The organism is Oceaniferula marina (assembly GCF_013391475.1).
GTDB classification, from domain to species: domain Bacteria; phylum Verrucomicrobiota; class Verrucomicrobiia; order Verrucomicrobiales; family Akkermansiaceae; genus Oceaniferula; species Oceaniferula marina.
This window is the reverse complement of the sequence record NZ_JACBAZ010000012.1, coordinates 1-24,505: the sequence shown is the minus strand read 5'-3', so window position 1 is coordinate 24,505 and position 24,505 is coordinate 1. Positions and strand designations below refer to the sequence as shown.

Below are 24,505 nucleotides of genomic sequence, written 5' to 3'. Positions count from 1 at the left end.
GCGCAAAATCATAAAAATAATACGCAAGATTGCAACGACAAGATGGGATGGTTTTGCATAATCGAGTCTGCTTTCACCGATGGGTGGAAGTGAAAAAAGCAACTAAAACAACCAAATACATAAACATGAAAACAACAGTGATAACAATGATGATTGGGAGCCTAGCAATAGGTGCAGCTCAGGCGGTGATCATTGCGGAAGATAATTTTAATAGCTACACAAGCACTGAAGATGTAGGGGGTCAAAATGGTGGAAGTGGCACGCCCGGCTGGTCAGGGGCGTGGTCAGGGGGCGATGGAGATTTTGTCGTGACATCTGGGGCAGCATTGGGAAGAGGTTTTAGTCTCAATGAGCGTGATTTTTCTGGTGGCGCAATCACAATAGGCGTCAATGATACGATGACGGTGGATTTTACGCTCATTCGCAATGAGACGCAGAGTGGGCGGGGGATTGGATTACAACTTCTCAATGGATCTGGGTTTACTTATTTTATTGGCAAGAGGCAAAATGGAACTGTAGGTCTTCATATTACAGGTACAACGAATGCGACAGGATCTAATCTCATTAATTTTGCTAGCAGCGGAACCGAAGAAAACATTAAAGCCATTATTACTTATGATGGCACGAACACATCGATTAAGCTTGAAGATTCAAATGAAACGGGACTGGCTCCCTATACATTTGCGGGGCAATTGACCGTAGATGGTATCGGGATTCAGAGTCTTCATGCCAGCACACTCACAAATGGAATCGATAATATTTCAGTTGATGTCACCACAGTGCCTGAGCCCTCATCAGCAGCTTTGCTTGGCTTGTCTGGGGTCGCGTTGTTCCTGCGCCGTCGGAAGTAAATGACTACCCGATTCAATTTTTCCCCGGTCTTGGATCAAGGCCGGGTTTTTTAACGCCAAGAAATAACATTCCCCTACGTATTCGATACCATCCGTTAACTTTCATGAAGACCACACACGTATTATCCACGATCGCATTATCCTTGCTGGCGGCCTCAGGCCTTCAAGCGAAGGAAAACAATAAACCAAACATCATCTTTTTCTTTGCCGATGACCTCGGCTATGGCGAACTGGGGTGTTACGGGCAAAAGAAAATCAAGACGCCGCATATTGACCAGTTGGCAGAAGAGGGAATGAAGTTTACCCAGTTCTATTCCGGTCAGAATGTGTGTGCTCCGTCACGTTGCGCTTTATTGACAGGAAAGCATATGGGTCATGCCGCGATCCGCGAGAACTCGGCTCATTTGTTAGGAAAGCCTGAGAAATACTCGGACCCCGATATGAAAAAGGCGGCAAGCCGCTTTCAGCAGTATAAACAAGAAGACGGCTTCCCCGGGCAGCTGGCGATGCCGGCATCGGAAACCACGGTGGCCGAACTCTTGCAGGATGCGGGATATACAACCGCATGTATCGGCAAGTGGGGCTTGGGTCATCCCAAGGATGAGGGCAGCCCGCACCGGCACGGGTTTGACTTTTTTTATGGGTATATTTGCCAGCGCAACGCTCATAACTATTACCCCACCTACTTGTGGAAGAATGACCAGAAGGTGACGCTTCCAGGGAATGACCGTGGTTTGACCGGAGAGACTTATGCTGCGGATGTGATGGAGGACGAGGCGCTTGCCTTTATCAAGCGCAGTAAGGATAAACCGTTTTTCCTGTATTATGCGACGCCTGTTCCCCACGTGGCCTTGCAGGTTCCTGAAGACGAACCGTCGCTGGCAAAATACCGTAAGGAGTTTGGTAAAGAAGAACCATACGTCAAAGGGGCTGGTTATCTACCGAATAAGACACCGAGGGCAACCTACGCTGCGATGATTACCCGCATGGACCGGACCTTGGGTAAAATGAGAACCTTGCTCAAAGAATTGGATCTTGATGATAAGACCGTGGTGATTTTTTCCTCCGATAACGGAGCGACCTTCAACGGTGGCTATGACCGTGCCTTTTTTGAAGGGAACGGCCTTTTGCGTGGTAAAAAATGCGACCTCTATGAAGGTGGCATCCGCGTGCCCGCTGTCGTAAAATGGACCGGGAAAATCAAAGCGAACAGCAGCACGGATCATGTGGCCGCCCTCTGGGACTTTTTACCGACGGCATGTGACATTGCCGGAGTGAAAGCTCCTGCGGGAATCGACGGCATTTCCTTTGTTCCCGCGTTGACCGGTGCAGATCAGCCAGAACATAAATACCTGTATTGGGAGAGCCGTTTGACCCGTGGTCAGCAAGTCATCCGTATGGGTGACTGGAAAGGAATCCGGGAGAATGTGATGAAGAGTGGAAGCAAGACCCCCTTGAAGCTTTACAATCTGGCCAAGGATATCGGAGAAAGCGAAGATGTGGCCCAGCAGCACCCCGAAGTTGTGGCGGAAATTGAAAAATTGATGCGCGACGCACGGGTGCCAAACAAGTTGTTCCCCATGGGAGCACTGGAAAAAGAATACAAATAAAGCACTTGATGCCTGCGGATGGCAAGATTCCTTGCGAACGCGCATTGACAAATCATGCGGCTGGATGTGACATGCGGATGTCATGTCCAGCCAACGTCAAGTGACTATTCCTGAGTGCCCACTGGTGGTGGGATCTGTTGCCTCATTGAACCATCTTGCCTGCCTGCAGCCGGTTGAGTTGCCGCAGCAGTGTGACTTGTTGGAGATTCGTCTCGATGCCATGTCCGGGCACATGGATGCTTTGGAGCTCGAGCTGGATCGTTTTAAGGATTTTCCTTTGTTGTTCACTGCCCGCTGTGCTGCGGAGGGGGGAGCTGCGGTCCTTAGTTTGGAGGAGCGAGCCGAGTTGCTGATGGCGGTGGCTGACCGGGCAACTTGGATTGATGTCGAGCTGGCATCATACAATGGTTTGGAAAAAACCATCCACGAGATTCGATCTCGTGAGGTAGGGTTGATTCTTTCCTATCACAACTTTGACCATACCCCGGAAGAATTTCAGCTTCAGCGTATGGTGGATATGGCAGAGGAAGCCGATATTGTTAAGTTGGCGCTCTATCATAAAAGTGTGAAGGATTTTCCTCTGTGCACCAGTTTACTGCAGCGCAACACACATCCCATGGCGATCATGGGCATGGGGCCGCTCGCTCCGGTGTCGCGTATGCTCTATGCCCAGCACGGATCCTTGCTCAATTACGGATATCTGGGAAGTGAACCTACGGCTCCCGGCCAGTGGCCTGCCGAATTGTTGAAAACAGCGATTGCGGCTCTGGATCCGATCACCAAGGCTCCCAGTAACGAGCCTCAGGGATTGTGATGAGATGATAACGGTAGGGCTGATTGGCCTCAATCAGCCGCCGCCGGCTTGCGTTGAACCCTTGCTATTTCGCTTATAAAAAATCAGCCCGGCTGTTGTTGATGACCGTACGGATGTCATTCATGCATGCAATCTTGCCAATGTTGACATCCTGAGCCAGCCCGTAGAACTCAAGGCAGGTTCCGCAAAAATAGATCTCGGCTCCCTTGCTCTGGACCTGTTCGAGCAGCAGGTAGATGTTTTTGTTCTCCAGTGGGGCTTTGACTCCACTGTTATAAAAGGCATAGACGTCCTTGATGTCGTCATTTTCCAGTGAGGATGTCAGATATTTTTCCAGTAGGATGAGAGAGAGCTTGGGATCGCCTTCTCCCATGCCATTTCGAGTGATGATGACGGATCGTTGCATGGTCTTTTATTTGTGCGTGTGGGTGTGTCGTTAGGGGCGCTTAATCCTTGAGCGGCTCGTTGACGATTTTGATTGGGGCCGGAGGCAGGGACCCCAAAAAGGTTTTTCCGTAGGGTTTGGTGACGACACGATTATCTAGCAGAACAACCATGCCTTTGTCTTTGGCTGTGCGGATCAGTCGCCCGACGCCTTGACGTAGTTTGAGAACCGCTTCGGGAACCGAGTAGTCAACGAAGGCATTGCCTCCATCGGCAATGATGGCTTCCAAGCGGGATTCCACCAGTGGGTGGTCGGGCACGGCAAAGGGTAGTCGGGTGATGATGACATTGGACAGAGCTTCACCGGGGACGTCGACCCCGGCCCAAAAGCTATCGGTTCCAAAGAGAACGCTGTGTGTGTCCTTGCGGAAAATATCGATCATCTTGTGGCGTGGCATACCATCCCCTTGAAGAAGCAGACGCCAGTCGTGGTCGTAAAAAAAATCGTCCATGGCAGCTGCCACATTTCGCATCAGCCGGTAACTGGTAAACAGTACAAAGGCCTTGCCTTCGGTGTATTTAAGCACGCGGCCAATCCAGTGAACCAGGGCGTTTTCGTAATCCTTATGTGATGGCTCCGGCATCGATTTGATCACGTAGATTTTCATCTGTTCCTGGTAATTGAACGGAGACCCAATTTTGACGGCGAGGGCATTTTCAGCACCGATACGTTTGCGAAAGTAGAGAAGTTCTTCATCTCCCGTTCCGAGGGTGGCGCTGGTCAGGATACAGGTCCGACCGTGGCCAAACATGATCCGGCGCAGGCGGTCAGCAACGTTGATGGGCGCAGAGTGAATGCTGAGCATGTCGTCGTCCCGTCCGCTTTTCTGCACCCAGTAGACACTGTCTTCGTCATCCTGGTCGAGGAACAGGCGTAGACCGGCGTGGATTTCGCGCATTCTCCGAGCTCCGTCCATGAGTTCAGCTCGGGTGGTGGAGTCTTTTTCCAAGGCATCTGCCGCTTCTTCGATCTCTCCCCAGAGGGCTCGGAGCGGCTCGCCGAGTGTGTTATCGACGAAGTCGGGTTGCCTGACTCGGAACTCTTTACTGAATTTTCCGAATTCGACTTGTTCTGCGATGGTTTGATAGAACTCCTCGGCTTCATCCAGAACGCGCTCGGCGGCTTTCATGGCCCGGGCGTTGTGCATTGCGCGAAGCAGTCCTTTGCGGTTGCGTGGATTGTAGAGGCGTTGGACCTCGAATTTGAGTCCTGCGTGACTTTGGCGAAGCCCTAACTGAACAGCGGCAACCTGTTCCAGCGTGTGGGCCTCATCAAAGATGACAAAATCGTTGGCAAAGAGATAGCCGGGATCGTCATCCGGGATTTCTCCGAGCGCGAGCAGAGAGAAGAACAAGGTGTGGTTGAGCACGACGATGTCGGCATCCTCCATCTGTTTACGTGCAATTTGATAGAAACAGTTACCATTGCGGCCGCAGGTGCGGTGGGTGCAGACGCTGCCGTCAGAGCAGACCTGACTCCAGACTTTGGCCGAGGGCTGGAAGTTGAGATCGCTTTTGGTTCCATCCCGGGTGCCTTCGGCCCAGTCCCAAATAGCTTTCAGCTCCTCGGCCTCGCCGGTGCTAAATAAATCACCGGTCTGCTGCATCGCACGTTTGAGTCGGAGCGGGCAGACGTAATTCCCTCGCCCTTTGAGTAGGGCGGCCTTGAGCTCTCCCCCAAGAATCTTATTCGCCAGCGGGATGTCTTTGTTGATCAGCTGTTCCTGGAGGTTGATGGTGTGGGTTGAAATGACCGCTTTTCGGCCGGTTTCCAATGCGAATTTAGCGGCGGGGATGAGGTAGGCGAGGGATTTTCCCACCCCGGTTCCGGCCTCCGCGCAGAGGACGTGAGTATTTTCCAAGGCTTCGGCCACGGCCATGGACATCTGCTGCTGTTCCGCCCGGTATTCAAAATCCGGGGATGAGGAAAGTTTTCCCGAGCTTGAGAACATTTGCTCCATGGCGTTTACCAGGTCGCCGGATGACCGTCCTTCGTTGTCGTCTGCAAATGCTATCATGGTTCGGACATGGTTCTAACCCAGAACCGGAGAAGGGACAACTGCCAAGCCCCGATAAATTAATTTGAATGAATGATCACGGGGATTCGTCTCAGTGGCAGAAACGATCAAAGAAATGTTTAAATTACCCATAGCGACGATGATGAGCCTTACCTTGATGGTGAGTTTGTTCTGTGCCTGTCAGGAGAAACCCGAAACTGGTCTCAAAGAGGGAGAGCCTGCCATGAAGGCATCCGAGCAACAGGAACGTGCGGAGCAGAACGCCCGGATCATCGAGCTGGAAAACAAAGAGCGTGAGCTGGAGTTACAACTTGCCCAGGAGCGCTTGGAGGCTGATCAACGGGCACTGGAGGTCTCCAATCAAGCGATGGAGAGAGAAAAGGTATTGATTGAGACGATGGAGCAGCGGGTCCGTGAGTATGCGGAGGAGGAGGCCCGGCGACGTGAAGCTGAGACGGCATATGTGGCTGATCAGGAAGCTGCCATCGCGGCAGAACGTGAGGCCCAGGAGATTGCCCAGATCAAAGAAGCCCAACTGCTGCGGGAGCGGCAGCTGAGGGAAGAAGCTGAGCGCCTGAGGGAAGAGGCTGAGTGGATAGCCGAGGAAAATGCCTGGGCTGAGGAACAGGCCCGGATGGAGGCTGAAGATTTGGCGTGGCAACTGCGGGAGACCCAGGCATGGCTAGCCAGTGAAGCCTGTGCGAGACGAGAAAATGAATGGGCCTGGCGTATGGCATGGCGCACACGTATGCGGCCAAATCATCACGGACACGTTCATCATGGTAAGCCAAAACACCATGGCGGCGTGCACCCTGGACACCAGCATCGCGAGGCTGAGAAACGCGCTCAAGAGAGGCGTGAGCGGGAACGTCGTGAGCAGGAAGCCAGATTGAAGAAACAACGTGAGAGGGAGCGGGCCGAACGCGCTCAGCGCGATCGTTTGCAACAATTGAAACGTGAACAGGAGCGCAGGGTGATGGCTGAGCGAAAGAGGCAAGAACGAGTTGAGCGAGAACGCAGGGAGCGTGAGTTGGCGCAAAGCAAAAAGCAGGATGCCGAACGACGTTTCCGCGAAAAGCGGAACAAGGAGCTGGAGGAAAGAAAACAAAGGGAAAAGCGTGAACAGGCACAAAGGACCGAGAGAGAGGCCCGGGAGCGTCAGATGACGAAACAGCGCGAGCAGGAAGAGGAGCGTGCTCGTATGGAAAGAAACCGGCAGCGAGAAGCCACACGCGAAATGCAGGAGAAAGCCGCGAGGGAAAAAGCTGCTCGGGGAAAGAAGTCCGCGTCCAAGGAGTTATTGGCCAAGCAGCGACGCGAAATCGAAAAAAGGCAGCAACAAGAGCGAGAGCGGATCGAGAAAAAGAAGCAGGCTCAGGAACAACGTGAGAAAATGGCCCGAGAGCAACGGGCAAGAGACGAAAAAGCCCGAGCCGAACGGGTAAGGCAAGAGCGTGAGTCCGAAGCTCGAAAGATGCGTGAGCAACAAGAAACTCGGGAGCGCCAGGCCAAACAAAAGCGCGAAATGGAAGAACAAAAGCGCCAAGAAAAAGCTCGAGCCGAGCAACAGCGAAAGTCGAAAGCGCAACGGGAGATGCAGGAGAAGGCCGCCAGAGAAAAAGCCGCCAGAGAAAAAGTCCGGCGTGAACAGGAGGCTCGCGAACAACGGGCAAGAGAAGAGCGTCTAAGGCAAGAGCAACAAGACGCACGGGCTCGTCAACAGCGTCAGGCTGAAGCCCGGGCTTTAAAAGAGCGCGCTGCACGTGCGGAGAGGGAAAAACAGGCCCAGCAATCCCGCCGCCAGCAACAACAAGCAGAGCGGCTTCGTCAGGAGCAGGAGAGGCGTAATCGGGCAGCCGAGCAGCAAAAGAATCGTTCAGTGAATCATCAGGCAGCGGTTCAGCGCATGCGGAAAAAGATGGAGGCTTCGAAGAGAAAGTAGCGTCGATGGTCCCCTGCAAAACCTTCAGTGCCATTCAGCCAATTTAACTGATCAAATGGTATGAAGCGGGTTCATGAGGGGTCTTGGATTGGATGCTCGTGTGTTTCTTGTGCGTTTATGTAGAACTCGCTGAAGGCTCGGCACAATCAGAAGTGGAAGATTAATGTAGGCTTGTTAAAACTCGTAAATCGGTATCAATTTTCGTCGGCGGGATGGTTCGATGCATCCAGTATGATTGATATAATTTACCCATGGCGTATGATCAAGCTTCATGATTATCTGATGGGGAGGCGAGGCCTCTCTCTTTTGTTTTTTACTCTGATTTCGACTTCTACGATGGCACAGCAACAACTTTACTTGGATACTTTGGATCTTTCACTGGCAGAAACAGGCTATGGTATGACGCGCTCCAAGCGGTCGGTCGACGGGAACCCGCTGGCGATAGGTGGGCAGAAATTTGAACGGGGTATTGGATGTCATGCCAACAGTGCCCTGAGGCTGAAACTCGACGGGAAAGCAACGCAGTTTTCGGCGATGGTGGGTATTGATGATGAGGTTGAAGATGGTCGTGCCAGTGTGATTTTTAAATTGGTCGGTGATGGCAAAACCCTGTGGGAAAGCCCGGTGATGGACGGTGGAGAAAAACCCTTGGCTGTGAAGCAGGACCTTCGTGGTATTGAAATGCTGACCTTGCTCGTGAACGATGCCAACGATGGGAATCGGTATGATCATGCGGATTGGGCGGAGGCCAAAGTTAGCTACGAAGGAGCGGCTCCTGAGATCACAGGTAATCAAATCGTTCTGGAGATGGCAGCCAGCACTCTGGCCTTTGAGTTGCGAGGGGAGAAACTCTATCAGAGTTATTTCGGGACCCGCTTAGCCCGCGTTCAGGATTCCCAGGAGAAGGGTGGCTTCGCTTATCCTACGTATTGGGATGAGAACCGTGGTGAGCATGCTATTTCCCTTGTGCAGGCGGATGGAAAAATTTCGCTCGATCTCCATTACCGCAGCCACATCCGGAAGGACCTCAACGAGAATCAGACCGAGCTGGTCTTTACGATGATGGATCCGGAGTATCCTGTGGAGGTGAATCTGCACTACCTCGTATCCAAGCGTGAAAACGTAGTTGAGCGCTGGGCGGTGGTGCGCAATCTTGGAGAGGGTGATGTGGTGATTCATCACGCGGCTTCCGGGTTTCTTTCTCTGGAATCGGACAAGTTTTATCTCACGTCGATTACGGGGCAACAAAATGGTGAAGCGTATATCAAAGAGGAGTTATTAAAGAATGGCATCAAGGAAGTCCGCGTCGTCACAGGAGCCCGCACGAGTCAGTTGGCACAGCCTGGATTTATTCTGGCGATGGACCATCCTGCGGAGGAAGAGAGGGGAGAAGTCATCATTGGCGCACTGGCATGGTCCGGGAATTGGCGGATGCGATTTGAGTCGAAGGGTGATACTCAATTGTCGGCTCAGTTTGGTTATGACCCTCATATGTCGCGTTACCGCCTTTCCAAGGGGGAGCGTTTGGAGACTCCACGTCTGATCCTTTCTCACAGCAATCAGGGGAAGGGCGAGGCTACCCGCAACCTTCACCGCTGGGCTCTCGCCTACGGTGTGCGCGATGGTGACCAGCCGCGCCGCATTCTGTTGAACTCCTGGGAGGGCGCCTATTTTACTTTTGATGATGAACTCATCAAGCGCATGATCACCGATGCTGCCAAGACCGGGATTGAATTGTTTGTGTTAGATGACGGTTGGTTTGGTAGAAAATATCCACGTGACCATGATCGCGCCGGTCTGGGAGACTGGATGGTGAATACAGCCAAACTCAAGGGTGGTGTGCAGGGGCTGATCGACCATTCTAAGAAAGAAGGGATTGATTTTGGCATCTGGGTGGAACCTGAAATGGTGAATCCGAAGTCCGAGCTTTACGAAAAGCATCCGGAGTGGGTGATTACCTTGCCCAAGCGTCATCAGCGGCTGCAGCGTAGTCAACTTATTCTCGATCTCACCAATCCGGCGGTGCAGGATTATATCTTCGACTTCATGGACGACCTGCTCGGCAAACATCCGGGTATCAGCTACATTAAGTGGGACTGTAACCGCACCATCAGTGACCCCGGGTCGAACTATTTGTCAGCGGATCGTCAGGAGCATTTGTGGATTGATTATGTGAAGGGATACTACAGTGTGCTGGACAGGATCACGAAAAAGTATCCGAAGGTTGTTTTCCAAGCTTGCGGTTCCGGTGGTGGACGGGTTGATTACGGAAATATGAAATACCATCATGAATATTGGGTGAGTGATAATACGGATGCCCGGGAGCGTGTATTGATGCAGTGGTCGATCAGTCATCTTTTTCCTGCCATAGCCAGCGCAGCGCACGTTACGGAATCGCCTAACCATTACACCGGGCGTGAGACATCGATCAAGTATCGCTTTGATGTCGCGATGATGGGTCGTCTAGGATTTGAGCTTCGCCCTGAACGTGTGCCGGAGAAGGACATGGAGTTTTCCAAAAAGGCTCTCGAGATTTACAAAGATATTCGACCCGTGGTTCAGCTTGGAGATCTCTACCGATTGCGTTCTCCTTTCAAGACGAAGATGGCATCGCTGATGTATGTGCTGGAAGGTGAAGAGGCGCCTACAGAAGCTCTCTTCTTTGCCTTCACCACAGAGAAAAACTTACTTGATGCCCATGCTCCCGTGAAGTTGGCCGGACTCGACCCGTCAGCCCGTTACAAGCTAACAGAAATTAACATGGTCGATGCCAATAAACCCATGACCAAGATGCATGGTAAAGAATTTGGAGGTGATTACCTGATGTCCAAGGGGATTTCTTTGCCATGGAGAACCGGTGACTACCAGAGTGTGGTCATTCGGCTTGAAGAGCTTGCAACGAAATAAAGCTAGATAATTTCATGTGCGGGCTAAACACCCGCCTTGTGTGTGTAAACCCACCTTCTGTAATGGAAGGTGGGTTGTTTTTATCGATGAAGACCTTACCAGCGCTGAGCTTAGCCCGATCATGAAATGTGCTTTGTATAATACCACTCCGCAAAACAGACGAGACGATTGATCGTTGTTGAGGTATGTGGAAAAGCACTGCGTGATCCATGAGAGTTCCGGATGAATGACTCCTTTGGCTTTGTTTCTCCTTAGTCATGGTGCCCGCACCATTCCTTCGTCGAGCCTTACCAAAGAACTCATTCATCTTTACTACTTGGTATAATACACAAAAAAAAATCCCACCCGGAGAGTCGGGTGGGATAAAAAGAAACTTAGGTTACAGTTGAAAAACGTGTTTCATATCTATTTGCGACGACGCAGGATCAGTGAAAGTCCACCCAGGCCGATAAGGGCTGCGGAAGATGGTTCGGGGACGGCTGTGGTATCGAATTGAATTTCATTGAATCCAACGCGGTCCCCTCCGTAATTCGTGCTGAGTGTAAGGATAGCTGTGTCCGCAGTTTGGGTTGCAATGACGAAGTTTTGCTGCGTGGGTGTATTACTTCCTGTGGAATCTTGGTTCGGGGCAAAGGGCGTCGCTGTTCCTTGGCTGACGCCATCGTTAAAGAACTCAATCGTGGCGGTTGCAGTTCCGTTTCCAGAATCGAATGGAGTGTAGTTCCAAAACGCGATTCCGTCCACTACCACGTCGTCACCGCCGGCGAGCTCCAATGTGATCACCGCAGAAGTGAACCCCGAATTCGTTACCCATACATCATTGAGGGAAGAAGCAATTGCACCATCACTTGCGTTGTCTTGAGTAATGAGACTCAGATCAGCATTGACGGTTGTTTGGCTGACATCAGTTGCCACTGTGAGAGCTGCGTTAGCGGCAGTTGCCATTCCGAATGAAAGCGCGATTGCGCATGTGCTTTTCATTTTCATATTTTTTCTGATTGTTGTTAATACCCAAAGATTAATAGGGCTTACATGAGCATACCGAGTTCAGGAATAACCAGACACAAAAATACACAAAAAATAATTGGCCGTCGATGAGGTCGGGTGATCAGGGGTGTCGCTGCGTTCGAATGGTGAATGTTGAATGGTGAATGCTTGGGTTGATGCTCCTTCGCTGAAGATGAGGCAGACAAGTTGGCTTCAGGTTCAAGATGGGCTATTTTGCAAATGGGGAAGATCAGGGGGGTGGTGTGGCCGGCATACTGACTTTTTTGGCATTCCTATAGCGCTGGTTCATGAAGATGAGTTCGTGATCGTTGCGTAACATATGGAGCTCTTTGAGCGTGTAACCGCTGGTGCGAACCGTAAGGGTGAGAATACCATGTTTAACCTCCCACGTTGCGCCATCTAGACTTGCGTTAGGTTTGCCATTGATTGAGAATTGAACTCGATGATCAGCAGTGAACGTGCGTTCGTAGATGTCACCATCGTGGCTGTATCTCCATGTGCCAATAAATGATTTGTCGGTAATGTTGCCAGCGTATTGATCTTCGAAAAGCAATAAACCAGATGAGTCAGCCGTGAAGCTGCCCAGTTTACGATTTTTAGCCCTGTCATTGGCATGGCCTGTGATTCTTAGTTTCCAAAGCCCTTTGCGATAAGCGTCTTCAGGAATAGAGAAAGAGTAGGTATTATCATCGGGGCTATAATACATTCCTGTTTTGGCTTGATGCGCATCGGTGGCAATGACCTGCCCATCGCGCAGGAGTTCTGCACGCCTGATAATCAAGGCGTCGTGACCTTTCATCCATTTGATGATAGCCCGATAGTCACCACTTTTCCAAACCAGGTGCGAAACGTCAAATTCCATGACCGCTGGAGCAGTGGATGCTGTTGCAGGTAGCTCCCAAGTGAATTCTCTCGACGGCAAGAATCGAACATAATTTTTGCGCTGGAATGGGATGGATTGGAAGGGGGTATCGGAGTGGATTCCGTGCAAAACGGCATGGTCATCCGTGAGCGTCTTGGGAGTGGATTCGCCGTCGTCATAGACCTCCACTTCCCCCCGGAAGACCCCGACTTCGACAGCCTCCCTATTTCCGGGAACGAACATCGCAAACTCGGTACCGAGATCGATGACCTTGCCGCCGGCATAATTGACGGTGAATCCTTCGGCTCCTTTGGGCACATCGGCCACTAGGCGTCCCATGGAGAGTTGGGCTTGGTTGATTCCAGTGACCTGGATATCCGCCGGCCCTTCAATCAGGGTGCGGACACCGCTGGCGAAGGTGAGTTCCATCAGCCCTGAACTCATACGGATTGCCCTATCTTTGCTTTTGAGCACCAGAGAATCCGGGGCCGGTCCATCCCAATTGACCCCGATGAGGCTGGTGATGGTCGCTGCGTTTTGCGTCGTGGCCGGCTGGCTGTGGCCCGGCGTTTGGGCCAGTTGAGGCGTGGATGCTGACGGATTGACCCATTGGTTGGAGAAGATGCCAGCGGCAAAACTGATCGCGATGGCTGCTACCATGGGTAAGGGGCGTGTCCAGAGCTGTTTGATATTGTAAGTGGCTGATGAAGGGGTTGATTCCGATGGGGGGGCGAGCTCAAATGGAAGGTTGACCTCGATGGCTGTCATTTCCAGATAGTAATGCAGAGCGTCGTCATCTTTGAGTAAGTCCTCGAGCCGAGATCGCTCCATACGAGTCATGCTCTGCTCGATGCATTTGTCGACCAGTTTGATGAGTTCAGTGCTTGGGTTCACGGTGATAGATAGCTTGTGTGTGGGTGTGAAGGGGGGAGGACCAGGCTTAAGGCAGTTGTTGTTCGATGCATGCCCTGAGTCGGAGTCGAATACGGGAGAGTTTTTTTAAAAGGGTGCCTGCCGATTGTTTGTTCCGGCGGGAGAAATCGGTGATGGTGTTGCCCTTGAAATATTTCTCCTGAAGGAGTTGGTATTCCTCGGGTTTGAGCTTTTTCAGGCAGTTTTCCAGAGCGGGGAATTTGTCAGGGCTATTATCGAAATAGCTTTCAGCCCCTGTGGCGATGCGTTGGGTGATGTCTTCACTGAAGACTTCTTCACCTCGGCGGACTTTGTCTCTGCGGCTGCCCATCGCTTTGAAATAAGCGACCTTGAATGCCCAGGCTTTGAAGTTGGTGCCGGACTTGAATTCGTTTTTGCGTTGCCAGAGGAAAAGATTGGTTTCCTGAAGGATGTCATCTCGGTCACTGGAATGGCTGGTGATGGAGGCAATATAGCCGCACAGCCCCCGTTGAATGCCTTTGATCGCTAATTCAAATTCACGGTCAGATAATTTTTTGCCTTGGTTTTCGGCATGATTTGTAGGGGCAGGACTCAAGGTAGAGTGGACGTTGGATTGGGAATGTATGGCTCTTACTAGAATATGCCAGTGTCGGTCGTGATTGGACAAATAAAATTCATTTTTTGGCGTGAGCAGATTGCGTTTGTGTCTTTTTCATCTTTTGTGTGTCTGGTCTTGTGCCAGATTGGTATCTCTTAGTAGCCCTGTCGACTTTTAGTCAGAGACAGTTTACATACTCAAACTGCTTTTTCTAAAAGGGAAAAGCCAAGCTGCAACATGGAACGATGCCATGGAGGTTGATGAGTAAAAAGTAGTCGGTAAGCGGGGTCCCCAGAGCTCTGATCAATTTTTTCGAAAGGAACAATTCATGCAGTACACAAAAAAAATACTGAACTTACTGGTCTTCACACTTATATGTCTCACCAACACGCTTCACGCCACTTGGTATCAGTTTGGTGTCAGCAAAGGGGCTGATATCATCACATGTGAAGTGCGCTGGCCTTTTTGGTCTCCAGGGACTTATTTTGCCTTGTGGAATACAAACCCTTACCCACAGGGTGGCTATCTCTATGGGGGTATCGCTACGTCAGGTAAAGGTGAGCATGCAACTGCTGAGGAAACGAAAAATGGCTACCGTCACCAAGTCTGGTCCTTTTGGCCGAGTCCTCATTATAAAGGTGACCGAACCCGTGTTGAAGCTTTAGGCAATCCTTTCGCCGGCGGTACAATGTCGGGAGAAGGTACTGAAACCGGTATTCACAGCGGGATGCTGGAATTTCTAAAGGTAAAGAAATGGTATAAAATGGTTATCCGCACTTGGCAGGATCCTAATACTCCGGAGGATAAGGGATATATGGGCTGGTGGATGCAGGATGTCGCTACCGGAGAATGGTATTTTGTGGGTGTTGTCAGTATTCCTACCGTGGTGACAGGTATGGATGGTTGTGCCAGTTTTGTTGAGAAAATAGGCTCTGCTGGTAAGCGTAGTATTGACCGTCGTCTGGCTTATCAACGCTTGGACGGTCAGTGGCACAGCTTAACGACTATTGACCAAGACCTTAAGTCGCCCTCTACCTGGCACATCATTGAAAATGGCACAGCCTTCCGCTTTGAAGGCCCGGTTAGTAAAGACTTTAAACACGATGCCATCATCGAAAACAAGCGCCGTGTATTTTCATTAAAACATCAAGCCGAAGAACCGATTCTCGGTAAGTTGAAGCTGACTCGAGCGAAGGCAGTAGCTTATGACTCGCAGCTTCTTGTTGAATGGGCCGTGGGTGATGGTGTGCCACAATTGGCATACCAGATCGATGTCTATTCTGAGGCTGGGGCCAAAGGAGATTTACTCAAAAGTATCAAAGCCGGCACGCTTCACATTTCAATGAAGCGCATGGATTTACCAAGTGCTGCATCCAGTGTGAAGCTCAGCCTCTATGACATTTACGATCAACTTACGACGAAGGTAATCCCGGTGGAAAATTCATCTCCCCTGCAGGTCGCCCAACAGGCCGGCCAGTTACAATCGGGACTGCAATACAGCTTTTATGAAGGTGAATGGGAGGACTTGCCTGATTTTTCTAAGCTGACACCGGTTAAGCAAGGTCATGTCACTTTTATTGATGACTCCATTAAACAAGAGTTAGCTACTTCTTATGGGTTTAATTTCAAAGGCTACCTCAGTGTCACTCAAAGTGGAATTTATACCTTTAAACTGCGTTCTTGTGATGGCAGTCGTTTGACGATTGGCGATCAAATCGTGGCTGATAATGATGGTATCCATACGACGGTGACTCATCTGTCATCGGTCTTTCTAAAGAAAGGGAAGCATTCCTTGAAGCTCGACTATTTCAAAGGTAAAAAGAAGGTGGGATTGCGGGATAAACTGAACCTGCAATGGGCTGGGCCTGGATTTGACTATCGCGACGTGAGTGCCGGTGATCTGAGCACCGATAAAGTCGTGAACTTACCTGATATTGTTTTCCAGACCAAGGTTGAATCTGGCAACCGACTGAAGCTTGCGCAGAAGCATCAACTCAATGGTCACAGCTTCAAAAAACTAGAAGTTTATACCGGTTCTCTGAGGTTGGGTGTGATCGATACGGCCCGAGATGAGCTCAAGGTGATTTTACCTTCAGGTAAACAAAAGCTTTGGACCCGCCTGTGGTTCGATGATGGAAGAAGTCTTGATTCCGATCCTGTTGAAATAACAGCCAAGGATAGTCGCTCAGAGAGTTGGCAATATATTACACCGGGTGAGCAGAATTTACCTTTAGCCGTTTCGAGCACGGAGGATTCTGTAGCTGTTACCGGCGATGGACATTTTTTTGCTTATCGTGAAGTCAAAGGTGATTTCACTTTTACAGCGAGAATCGATGACATCCTGCGTCGAACGAAGGCCAATGGCATCCATTGTGGGCGGATCGGTCTATTGGCGACCAAAGACCTCAAAAGCATATGGAACCAGCAGAAAGCTTTTGGTTTGTGGGATACCGCCCATAACGGGATGCGTGGTGTCGCCGACGACCGAGACCTTGAAACCTCACGTCAAAGCCGTTTTGCCTATGATCATCAAAAGCCTTGGGTTCGAATTACCAAAAAAGCGAATTTATGGCGTGCCTACACGTCTGCTGACGGCAAATCCTGGAAAAAAGTGGCAGAGAAAATACTCGTTCATGATCACGAGGCATTTTATGCAGGGATTGTTTTCACCACAAAAACTCCCGCTAAAAATAAAACCCTGTTTTCCGGCAAAATGGCTGACATCAGTATCAGTAAGAATGTTTTTGAATGGGCCGAAGGGACAAGTGAAACATCACCTTCTGTTTCCAAAGGACAGTTTGTTGGTGCTTTAAAAGACCCATCTTCATCGGCTCTTTATCTTAGAACCTCCGGCAACGGCCTGCTGAAGTCAACCAAGGGAAGCCGGCATTTTACAAAGCTAAGAACCAGAAATGAGGTTCGGACTTTTGCGATGTCTCCAGCCAAATCCTCTCTCTTGCTGGCTGGTTTTGGTAAGGGCGGTAAGGGCGGCGAACGTGCTTTGTTACGTAGCACCAATGGTGGTGAAAGCTGGCTCGAGGTTAGTCAGGAAATGGACTTTGATGGCTGTGGTTCAGCGGTCTTAGCTGGTGAAACGATCAGTTTTAACCCACACAATCCTCAACACGTAGCCGCTGGAGGTAAATCAACAGGACTCTACTTGAGTGACGACAGTGGTAAAACTTGGAAGTATGCCGGACTTCAAGGTGAAAACATATCCGTGGTCAGTTTCAGTCCGCAAAATAAAAACTTATTACTTGTTGGCACCTCAGGCAATGGAGCGGTTCCAGGGAAAGTGTATGCTTCAACCAATCAAGGTAAAAACTTTAAGCTCATCGCAGCGAAAAGCGATTGGGCGATTCATAATATCGCGTATGAAACAATCGCAGAAGGGGAGCAATACCTCTATTTTACGACCAATACCGGGGTTTACTATTGTTCTCACTTAAACCTCTACCTGCATCAGTATCGCATAGCGCCTGATGAGTCTTTCAATGCTATTTGCAGCTGGAGGTCTTCAAAGTATGGACGCAGCCAAATTCTCGTTAGCCCACAGCAAACCAGTGAGAACCTTTTCCTCGGCCGCATCGGTTTTTATTGGAATGTTGACTGGAATAGATTGAAGCAAAACTCAGAAAGTCGACCACTGCAAATCAACTCGCTGACAGTTGCTGGTAAAGACGGAAAAGCGATTTATGCTACGGCGAAAAACGGTCTTTTTATAAGCAGGGACCATGGTAAATCGTTTACGTTGATTCAATTATTAAACTAACAGGAAAATGCGCAAGTTCTCTCAACTATCCCTTTTTTACCACTATTGAAAATTTAAACATCACGACCGATCCAAGACCAATGAACAAACTACGAAATATCCTCACGATTACATTTTCTGCAATGGCTGCTTGTATGAGCCAAGCCAGCCCAACGTCATCTTCTGAACAGTCTTCACACGCTGTGATCAAGCGCCTGATCGGTGATCGGGTAGATGAAATTCAATTCGCTAATATTCCAAAGAAAAATGGGCATGATGTCTTTGAATATGAAGTGAAAAACGGGGTTCCTACTTTTAAAGGAAGCTGTGGCGTCGCTATTTGCCGTGGATTCTATGACTACTTGAAGGCGAATGAACAAGGTCAAGTGGGATGGAGCGGTTCTCGTATTGCCATTCCCGAGAAGTGGTCTGACACCCCCCTTAAGAAGGTGGTTTCTCCTTACAAGTATCACTATTACTTCAACGTGGTCACCTACGGCTACACCACTCCCTATTGGGACTGGGAACGCTGGGAAAAGGAGCTCGACTGGATGGCGCTTCACGGTCTGGATATGCCCTTGGCTCTCGTTGCGAACGAAGCGATTTCGATGCGCGTTTGGAAAAAGCTCGGCCTCACGCAGGAAGAGGTCGATGCCTTCTACACCGGGCCAGCTCACCTTCCATGGCAGCGTATGGGTAATATCACAGGGATTGATGGCCCGCTCAATGACAACTGGCACAAGGGGCAGGTCGAGCTTCAGCACAAAGTGCTCAAACGTATGCGTGAGCTCGGGATGAAGCCGATTTGTCCAGCTTTCGCTGGATTTGTGCCTCGTGGCATGCAGCGCCTCCACCCAGAGATCAAATTCTTCCACCCGAGTTGGGCTGGGTTCCCAGAGAAAAACCGCACGAGTTTCTTGCTGCCGGACACGCCGTTGTTTGGAAAGATTGGTAAGATGTTTATCGAAGAGTGGGAAAAAGAGTTCGGCAAATGTGAGTACTACCTCGCTGACTGTTTCAATGAAATGGACATCCCGGCACCGAAGGATGACAAGGAAAAGCGCTATCAACTCCTGGCTCACTACGGTGATCAAGTTTACAGGTCTATCAAAGCAGGGAACCCGGAGGCGACTTGGGTGATGCAGGGGTGGATGTTCGGCTACACCCGCAACATCTGGGATTACCATTCTCTGGAGGCTCTTGTTTCAAAGGTGCCTGACGACAAGATGATCCTTCTCGACCTGGCTGCTGACTACAATAAGCATTTCTGGAAGACCGACATGAACTGGGACTTCTACAAAGGTTTTTATAACAAAAAGTGGGTTTACAGTGTGATCCCTAACATGGGTGGTAAGACTGGCCTCACTGGTCGCCTTGACTTCTACGCAAGTGGTTCCATTGAAGCTCTCAACTCCAAAAATAAAGGACGCCTTGCCGGGTTTGGTTTTGCGCCGGAAGGAATCGAAAATAATGAAGTCATTTATGAACTTCTCAGTGATATGGGGTGGAGAGACACAGAGATCGATCTCGACGTTTGGCTCAACAACTACAGTGCAAGTCGCTACGGAACTTGTCCGCCGGAAGTGACCAAGGCATGGAACCTCCTACGTAAAACTTGCTACGGTACCTTTACCGATCACCCACGTTTCAACTGGCAGTTCCGCCCAGGTAAGGTCCGCAAGGGCTCGATCAACACCTCGCCAGAATTTCAGCAGGCGATCGAAACCTTTGCCGCAGCTGCCGAGCAGCTCAAAGACAGCCCGAACTACCGCGCGGATCTCATCGAGTTCACGGCAATGTATGTGGGCATCAAGGTTGAGCAACTCTTTGCCAGAGCGATGGAAGCAGAGGAAATGGGTTATTCCGATCTCCGTAAACAAGCCGCGAAAGACGGCCTGAAGCTACTTAAGGCACTCGATACACTTCTCGAGTCGCACCCGACACTTCGCCTCTCCAACTGGGTGGCACTGGCGCGCAAGCACGGCACAACAGCTGCTGAAAAAGACCTCTACGAGGCCAATGCCAAAGACCTTGTTACCATCTGGGGCGGTCAGATTGGTGACTATTCGGCACGCATTTGGAGTGGTCTGATTCGCGACTACTACGTTCCACGCTGGAAGCATTATTTTGATGGCTTCGATACAGGAACGTCGTTTGACATGCCCAAGTGGGAAAAACAATGGACCCGAGCACCAGGCCTCACGAAATCAGAAGCTTTTGAAAATCCGGTTGAGGCAGCGATTGCGTTAATCAAGACCACAAAAGAAGCCAAGGTGCCCGTTATGGATATCAAAGCTGAAGCGATCGGCGGCTGGACTCCTGCCCAGGTGGGAGTTGACTGGAAAACAGTGAAGTGGAATTTACCAGCCAAAGAGCTCGGTGAGCTTAAAGGTGTCAGGTTCAACTATACCAGAGGTCAGCATCGTTTGGAAATTCGTAAGGTGTCTCTGATAGCAGACGGCAAAACAGTGGCGACAGATGAGCATATGGGGATCGCCGGAATACCCAGCAAGAAAAATTTCTTCAACCTCAAGACCACAGGTGATTTGAAGGGGAATAACGAATGTTACATAAAAGCTGAGGTTCGCAGTGACGGCGGCAACAATTCCTACGGGCAGGTTGAGTTGGTTAAGTAGCAAGGCATTCACACCATGTCGGTGCATTGGTCGGAATATAGAGAACCGAAGTAGTGATGCCCATCGCTTGTCGTGTTCGGAAAAACTTAATTCATTTGCACCAGATGATGGGGTTAAAATTATCCTCGAGTCATTAAATTTGGCGATAGATTGACTGAGTGGGATGATGACCGCAGACTCTTATTACATACATTTTACATCCTATGATTTTTAGAAAAATCCTCCTACTTGGAGCTTGTTTGATTTCTCCCGTTATTGCTGTGCCTTACCCCGGTGAAGCGCCAAACAAGGCGAGTTTGCAAAGTTCTGCCAAGAACTATGTTCTTCAGAATAACCTACTAAAGGCGACTTGGAAAGTGGACGGAGGCAAGTTGCGTGGCCCTGCTTTTCAAGATAAGAGCGGCTCTGAGCTATTTCGCCCGGGAAAGGAGTTATTTGGTATCGCGACCCAAGAGCAAGCTCAGGACCCGGAGAGGATCTATCTGGGTATGCGGAGAACCGGTCAGGAAATTCAAGCGCAAATCTCGAACGACGGCAAGAGCTGGGAAACGCTCGCTAGTTTACCACTGGCAGGTTTTTCCGGAAAACTTGAATCCATCCGTGTGGGAAAAACCAGCAGTGATGGTCAGGCCAAGGATTACAGTTCCGCCGGTGAGTTGGGAACCTGTGAGTTCCAGCAGGTCCAAGTGTTGGATGGCCAGAGAGCGATCAATGACCTTACCGCAAAACCAAAGTCCGTTCACAAATCGAAGCGGGATGGTACGAGCTTGGAGATCTCCAATGAACTGATTACGATCAAGGCCCATGCTAACAGCGCGACATTCGCTGAATACAAGGTTCCTAAAGATTGGCAGCGTATCAGCTGCCAAGTGAAAAAGGGCACGGACAAAGGTTTGAGCTGGGGGCCGGGCCTGACACTTCGATTTGACGATGGAACCTTTGCTCTTGTGAATATTCGGGCTGAAGGGCAGTTCACGATTCTGAGCCCGGCAGGTGAAAAGTTAGTGAATAAAAAAGCCACAGCATCTTTAGCCTGTGACCTGACATCCGAGGCATTCACCCTGAGTAGTCCGGTTAAGGAACTTGAGATTAAGGGTGGAAAAGCAATTACAGCCACTCTGAAACATGCCAAGACTGGCATTCACGTGCGCTGGTCGGCAGAGCTTCGTGATGGCTCGAACTACATCAGCCAGAGCTATACCTTGGCGAGCACCAAGCCGCAGACGCTGTATGGGCTTCAGTTTATCGAGGGCAGCGTGCCTCACTCCCGTCAGATTGGCTCGGTTCCGGGTAGCCCTGTTGCGAGCGATTCGATGTTTTTTGGGGTTGAGATGCCATTCACTGCCAACTACTTTGACGGTGACAGCTTCCGTAGTGGTTTCCCTTGTCATTTACCCATTAAAAAGGGCACCAAGTATGATTTTAAATCAGTGATGGGAGTTTACCCGAAGGGGCAGCTCCGCCGTGCCTTTAACTACTATCTCGAGCGTGAACGTGCGACTCCTTATCATCAGTTGCTTCATTATAACTGTTGGTATGATTTTGCCCCTAACCGGGAAGAGTTTACCCAAGTGATCAAAGATTATTATCGAGAACTCACGGTGAAGCGTGGGGTGATACTGGATTCTTTTGTGATGGACGATGGCTGGGATGATTACGGTGCTGGCTTGTGGGAATACAACCGGAAGAGGTTTCCTAACGGGTTTGATGAGGTTTCCGCTGAAGCCCGAAAATCAAAAAGTAATCTGGGTGTCTGGATTTCACCCCTGGGTGGATACAGTGGTGCGAATGAAAGGACGGCGCATGCGAAAAAAATGGGGTTGATTGAATCGACCATGGATCTTTCCCAGCCAGCCTACTACAAGTGGTTTTATGAGAAATGCCTCGGGTTCATGAAAGACCACCAGGTGAACTACTACAAGTGGGACAAGGCGGGCAGTGGGGTGAGCCCTCACTTTATGTCGCTGATTCAGTGTGGTCGTGAGCTGAAAAAACACGATCCCGAGTTGTTTATTAATGTCACTGTCGGCACCTGGCCGTCGCCATTCTGGCTGAATCATATTGATTGCACCTGGCGCACCGGCACGGGAGATGTGGCTTGGATGGGGGTGGGTGACAAGCGTGAGCAATGGCTTACGTTCCGTGATTGGGGCTGCTATTCCAAGTTTGTTCAACAGGCACCACTTTACCCTCTTAACTCGGTGATGCATCACGGTTTGGTGGTTGGGCGTCATTATCAAGCGGGAGAAATGGATCGAGCTGGTGCGGGTGTGAATATGAAGAATGCTGCCCGGTCTTATTTCGGCACCGGAGCCAACCTGCTCGAGCTTTACCTGACGCCGGAGATGATGACCGACAAGGCATGGGACGAAGTGGCTGAGGCCGCCAAGTGGGCAAAGAAAAATGAAAAGATCCTCGTCGATACCCACTGGGTGGGTGGTGACCCTCTTAAGCTTGGTGTTTACGGTTGGGCATCTTGGAGTCCTGGAAAGAGTATCATCACGCTACGGAACTCATCGGATAAGCCGAGTGAGCTGACTGTTAACCTTACGGATGTTCTAGAGGTGCCGGAAGGTCAGGCGGTGAAGTTTAAAGTAAAAAATGCCTATGAGGATCAGACATTCAAAGAGGATGTTCTGTCTGGTGAGTATACTTTTAAACTGCAACCATTCGAAGTGCTTTGTCTGGAGCTGTTTCCGGTGCAATAGCTTTTGGATTCGTACATTCCAATTTAGTGATTTTATGAAGACCATGGATACTCTGTTATCAATCGGCCTATTGGCGTCGATATCTAATGCCACTCTGGTCGGTCAGAATGCCGCCCTTTCATCCCATTTTAATTTTGGGGAAAACGTAACAGGCGATATCTCCATTTGTGAAGTGAGGGTGCCGAGCAAGGGAGTTGCTCCATGCACCTATTATGAAACGTTAGGGTTCTGGGGGAATAAAGGAAACTCTACGGGGAATGGCTATGCAGGAATTCAGGAGAGTGATGACCGGAGAGGAAACAAGGTGCATATTTTTTCCATCTGGCACTCTATGGATGACCCTAGCGATACCGCTAATTTCCCTTATGCTGCCTACCTTGGCCATGGCACTACCGCTGAACATTTTGGTGGTGAAGGCGTGGGGTTAAAAACGTGGAATTTCGCATTACGATGGCAGCCTGATGTTTGGTACACTCACGTTATACGAGCGTGGGATGTGGGCAAAGATACGCACTACGGATTTTTTGTCAGGGATGGTGCGAGTGGAGTCTGGAGGCACTTGTCGACGATCGGAGTCAAAGAACCTAGGATTCGCATCAAAGGTCCCAACGATGCTTTTATCGAGGACTGGAAGGATACTGGAAAAAACATGCGGGAAGTTCACTTGCGCCATATCTGGCGCCGGGACGGTCAGGGGGAGTGGCACCCGGCCCAATCTGGCAGATACACTCCAAATCGAGGTGACTGCTTGCCGGGTAAACGGTCTCATCATTATAAAAACAACTGGGATGCCGGTACCCGTAAAGACTCAACGGGCGATTTCTATTACATGCGGAGTGGAGGCAGTCAGACACGTCCATCGCCACCGTTGAAATATCCAGACAACATGAACCATGTCTTTTCGGTCGAGAATAAAGCGGATCGACCTGATTATCAAAAAGCAAAGATCAAAAAAATCAGCATCACTAAAAAGGCATCTGGACTCAATCTTGTTTGGTCGATGGAAGAAACCAGCCTGCCGCAATTTTCATATAAGATTGAGTTGTTTGATAATGCCGAATGCGCGGGTGACCCCTTGCTGTCAAAATCAGAGTGGCGTCCTGAGACCAGAGAGGTCAACATCGATTGGATGCCATCGGATCATCAGACTGTCCACTTGCGCTTGAGCATCGCCGATATTTTTGACCAGTCCGTCAAAGAGGTGAGGATGGTTACTCTATCTAAGTGATTTTCTATTTCCGTCTGTCGTATAGTGATTGGCGGTAGTTTAATGTTCATATTTCTCTACCCAAAACAAACGGAGGCTGACCATTTAGCCTTGGTCACAGCACACGACAAAAAATAATGTTAGTTTTTTAATATAAGGTATTGACACAGAAAGAGGTGCCGCAAAATAGGGGTGACCTTTTTCAAAAACATCCAAAGTACGCTTGCTGATGGTCTTAGCTGGAATAAAGCTCGT

14 protein-coding genes are annotated in these 24,505 nt (G+C 50.0%); 9 read left to right on the top strand and 5 right to left on the bottom strand.

What is annotated here, in order from left to right:
• Positions 1–125: 125 nt before the first annotated feature.
• From HW115_RS17610 to HW115_RS17600, 3 genes are all read left to right on the top strand, one after another.
• Positions 126–851 (top strand): PEP-CTERM sorting domain-containing protein, encoded by a 726-nt coding sequence (locus tag HW115_RS17610; protein ID WP_178934514.1) that lies wholly within the window; start codon positions 126–128, stop codon positions 849–851.
• Between the two features lie 104 nt (positions 852–955).
• The gene (locus HW115_RS17605; RefSeq protein ID WP_178934512.1) at positions 956–2,461 is read left to right on the top strand and encodes an arylsulfatase; all 1,506 of its coding nucleotides are present in this window, start codon (positions 956–958) and stop codon (positions 2,459–2,461) included.
• Positions 2,462–2,543: 82 nt separating this feature from the next.
• Positions 2,544–3,275: a type I 3-dehydroquinate dehydratase gene (locus tag HW115_RS17600; protein WP_178934510.1), complete on the top strand. Its 732-nt coding sequence runs from the start codon at positions 2,544–2,546 to the stop codon at positions 3,273–3,275.
• 73 nt (positions 3,276–3,348) lie between these two features.
• On the opposite strand, the gene HW115_RS17595 is transcribed toward HW115_RS17600, so the two are convergent.
• Positions 3,349–3,681, bottom strand: a complete 333-nt coding sequence (locus HW115_RS17595; RefSeq protein ID WP_178934508.1) for a DsrE family protein — start codon at positions 3,679–3,681, stop codon at positions 3,349–3,351.
• A gap of 40 nt (positions 3,682–3,721) precedes the next feature.
• A complete protein-coding gene (locus tag HW115_RS17590; RefSeq protein ID WP_178934506.1) occupies positions 3,722–5,737 on the bottom strand; it encodes an ATP-dependent DNA helicase in 2,016 nt (671 codons plus the stop codon).
• A gap of 115 nt (positions 5,738–5,852) precedes the next feature.
• Between HW115_RS17590 and HW115_RS17585 the strand changes: the two genes are divergently transcribed.
• Positions 5,853–7,679, top strand: a complete 1,827-nt coding sequence (locus tag HW115_RS17585; protein ID WP_227021638.1) for a coiled-coil domain-containing protein — start codon at positions 5,853–5,855, stop codon at positions 7,677–7,679.
• 231 nt (positions 7,680–7,910) lie between these two features.
• Positions 7,911–10,586 carry an alpha-galactosidase gene (locus HW115_RS17580; RefSeq protein ID WP_178934502.1) on the top strand — a complete coding sequence of 892 codons (2,676 nt, stop codon included), beginning with the start codon at positions 7,911–7,913 and terminating at the stop codon, positions 10,584–10,586.
• A gap of 405 nt (positions 10,587–10,991) precedes the next feature.
• Here the strand turns inward: HW115_RS17580 and HW115_RS17575 are convergent, their stop codons facing one another.
• From HW115_RS17575 to HW115_RS17565, 3 genes are all read right to left on the bottom strand, one after another.
• Positions 10,992–11,567, bottom strand: coding sequence for a PEP-CTERM sorting domain-containing protein (locus HW115_RS17575; protein WP_227021637.1), 576 nt, complete (start codon positions 11,565–11,567; stop codon positions 10,992–10,994).
• A 256-nt stretch (positions 11,568–11,823) separates the two neighbouring features.
• The gene (locus HW115_RS17570; protein ID WP_178934498.1) at positions 11,824–13,350 is read right to left on the bottom strand and encodes a hypothetical protein; all 1,527 of its coding nucleotides are present in this window, start codon (positions 13,348–13,350) and stop codon (positions 11,824–11,826) included.
• Between the two features lie 46 nt (positions 13,351–13,396).
• Positions 13,397–13,945, bottom strand: a complete 549-nt coding sequence (locus HW115_RS17565; RefSeq protein WP_178934496.1) for a sigma-70 family RNA polymerase sigma factor — start codon at positions 13,943–13,945, stop codon at positions 13,397–13,399.
• Positions 13,946–14,276: 331 nt separating this feature from the next.
• On the opposite strand from HW115_RS17565, the gene HW115_RS17560 reads away from it, so the two are divergent.
• The 4 genes from HW115_RS17560 to HW115_RS17545 all read left to right on the top strand — a co-directional run bounded on the left by HW115_RS17560 (position 14,277) and on the right by HW115_RS17545 (position 24,271).
• Positions 14,277–17,720, top strand: a complete 3,444-nt coding sequence (locus HW115_RS17560; protein ID WP_178934495.1) for a PA14 domain-containing protein — start codon at positions 14,277–14,279, stop codon at positions 17,718–17,720.
• 80 nt (positions 17,721–17,800) lie between these two features.
• Positions 17,801–20,335: an alpha-N-acetylglucosaminidase gene (locus HW115_RS17555; protein ID WP_178934493.1), complete on the top strand. Its 2,535-nt coding sequence runs from the start codon at positions 17,801–17,803 to the stop codon at positions 20,333–20,335.
• 203 nt (positions 20,336–20,538) lie between these two features.
• Positions 20,539–23,043 (top strand): alpha-galactosidase, encoded by a 2,505-nt coding sequence (locus HW115_RS17550; RefSeq protein ID WP_178934491.1) that lies wholly within the window; start codon positions 20,539–20,541, stop codon positions 23,041–23,043.
• 43 nt (positions 23,044–23,086) lie between these two features.
• Complete coding sequence (locus HW115_RS17545; protein WP_178934488.1) at positions 23,087–24,271, top strand: DUF3472 domain-containing protein; 1,185 nt, start codon at positions 23,087–23,089, stop codon at positions 24,269–24,271.
• Positions 24,272–24,505 lie beyond the last annotated feature (234 nt).

What these genes read in the sequence shown, in the direction of transcription:
- HW115_RS17600 (WP_178934510.1), top strand. Translation starts at nt 2,544, where the DNA reads ATGTCCAGCCAACGTCAAGTGACTATTCCTGAGTGCCCACTGGTGGTG.
- HW115_RS17550 (WP_178934491.1), top strand. Translation starts at nt 20,539, where the DNA reads ATGATTTTTAGAAAAATCCTCCTACTTGGAGCTTGTTTGATTTCTCCC.
- HW115_RS17590 (WP_178934506.1), bottom strand. Translation starts at nt 5,737, where the DNA reads ATGATAGCATTTGCAGACGACAACGAAGGACGGTCATCCGGCGACCTG.
- HW115_RS17595 (WP_178934508.1), bottom strand. Translation starts at nt 3,681, where the DNA reads ATGCAACGATCCGTCATCATCACTCGAAATGGCATGGGAGAAGGCGAT.
- HW115_RS17605 (WP_178934512.1), top strand. Translation starts at nt 956, where the DNA reads ATGAAGACCACACACGTATTATCCACGATCGCATTATCCTTGCTGGCG.
- HW115_RS17560 (WP_178934495.1), top strand. Translation starts at nt 14,277, where the DNA reads ATGCAGTACACAAAAAAAATACTGAACTTACTGGTCTTCACACTTATA.
- HW115_RS17575 (WP_227021637.1), bottom strand. Translation starts at nt 11,567, where the DNA reads ATGAAAAGCACATGCGCAATCGCGCTTTCATTCGGAATGGCAACTGCC.
- HW115_RS17545 (WP_178934488.1), top strand. Translation starts at nt 23,087, where the DNA reads ATGGATACTCTGTTATCAATCGGCCTATTGGCGTCGATATCTAATGCC.
- HW115_RS17555 (WP_178934493.1), top strand. Translation starts at nt 17,801, where the DNA reads ATGAACAAACTACGAAATATCCTCACGATTACATTTTCTGCAATGGCT.
- HW115_RS17610 (WP_178934514.1), top strand. Translation starts at nt 126, where the DNA reads ATGAAAACAACAGTGATAACAATGATGATTGGGAGCCTAGCAATAGGT.
- HW115_RS17585 (WP_227021638.1), top strand. Translation starts at nt 5,853, where the DNA reads ATGTTTAAATTACCCATAGCGACGATGATGAGCCTTACCTTGATGGTG.
- HW115_RS17580 (WP_178934502.1), top strand. Translation starts at nt 7,911, where the DNA reads ATGATTGATATAATTTACCCATGGCGTATGATCAAGCTTCATGATTAT.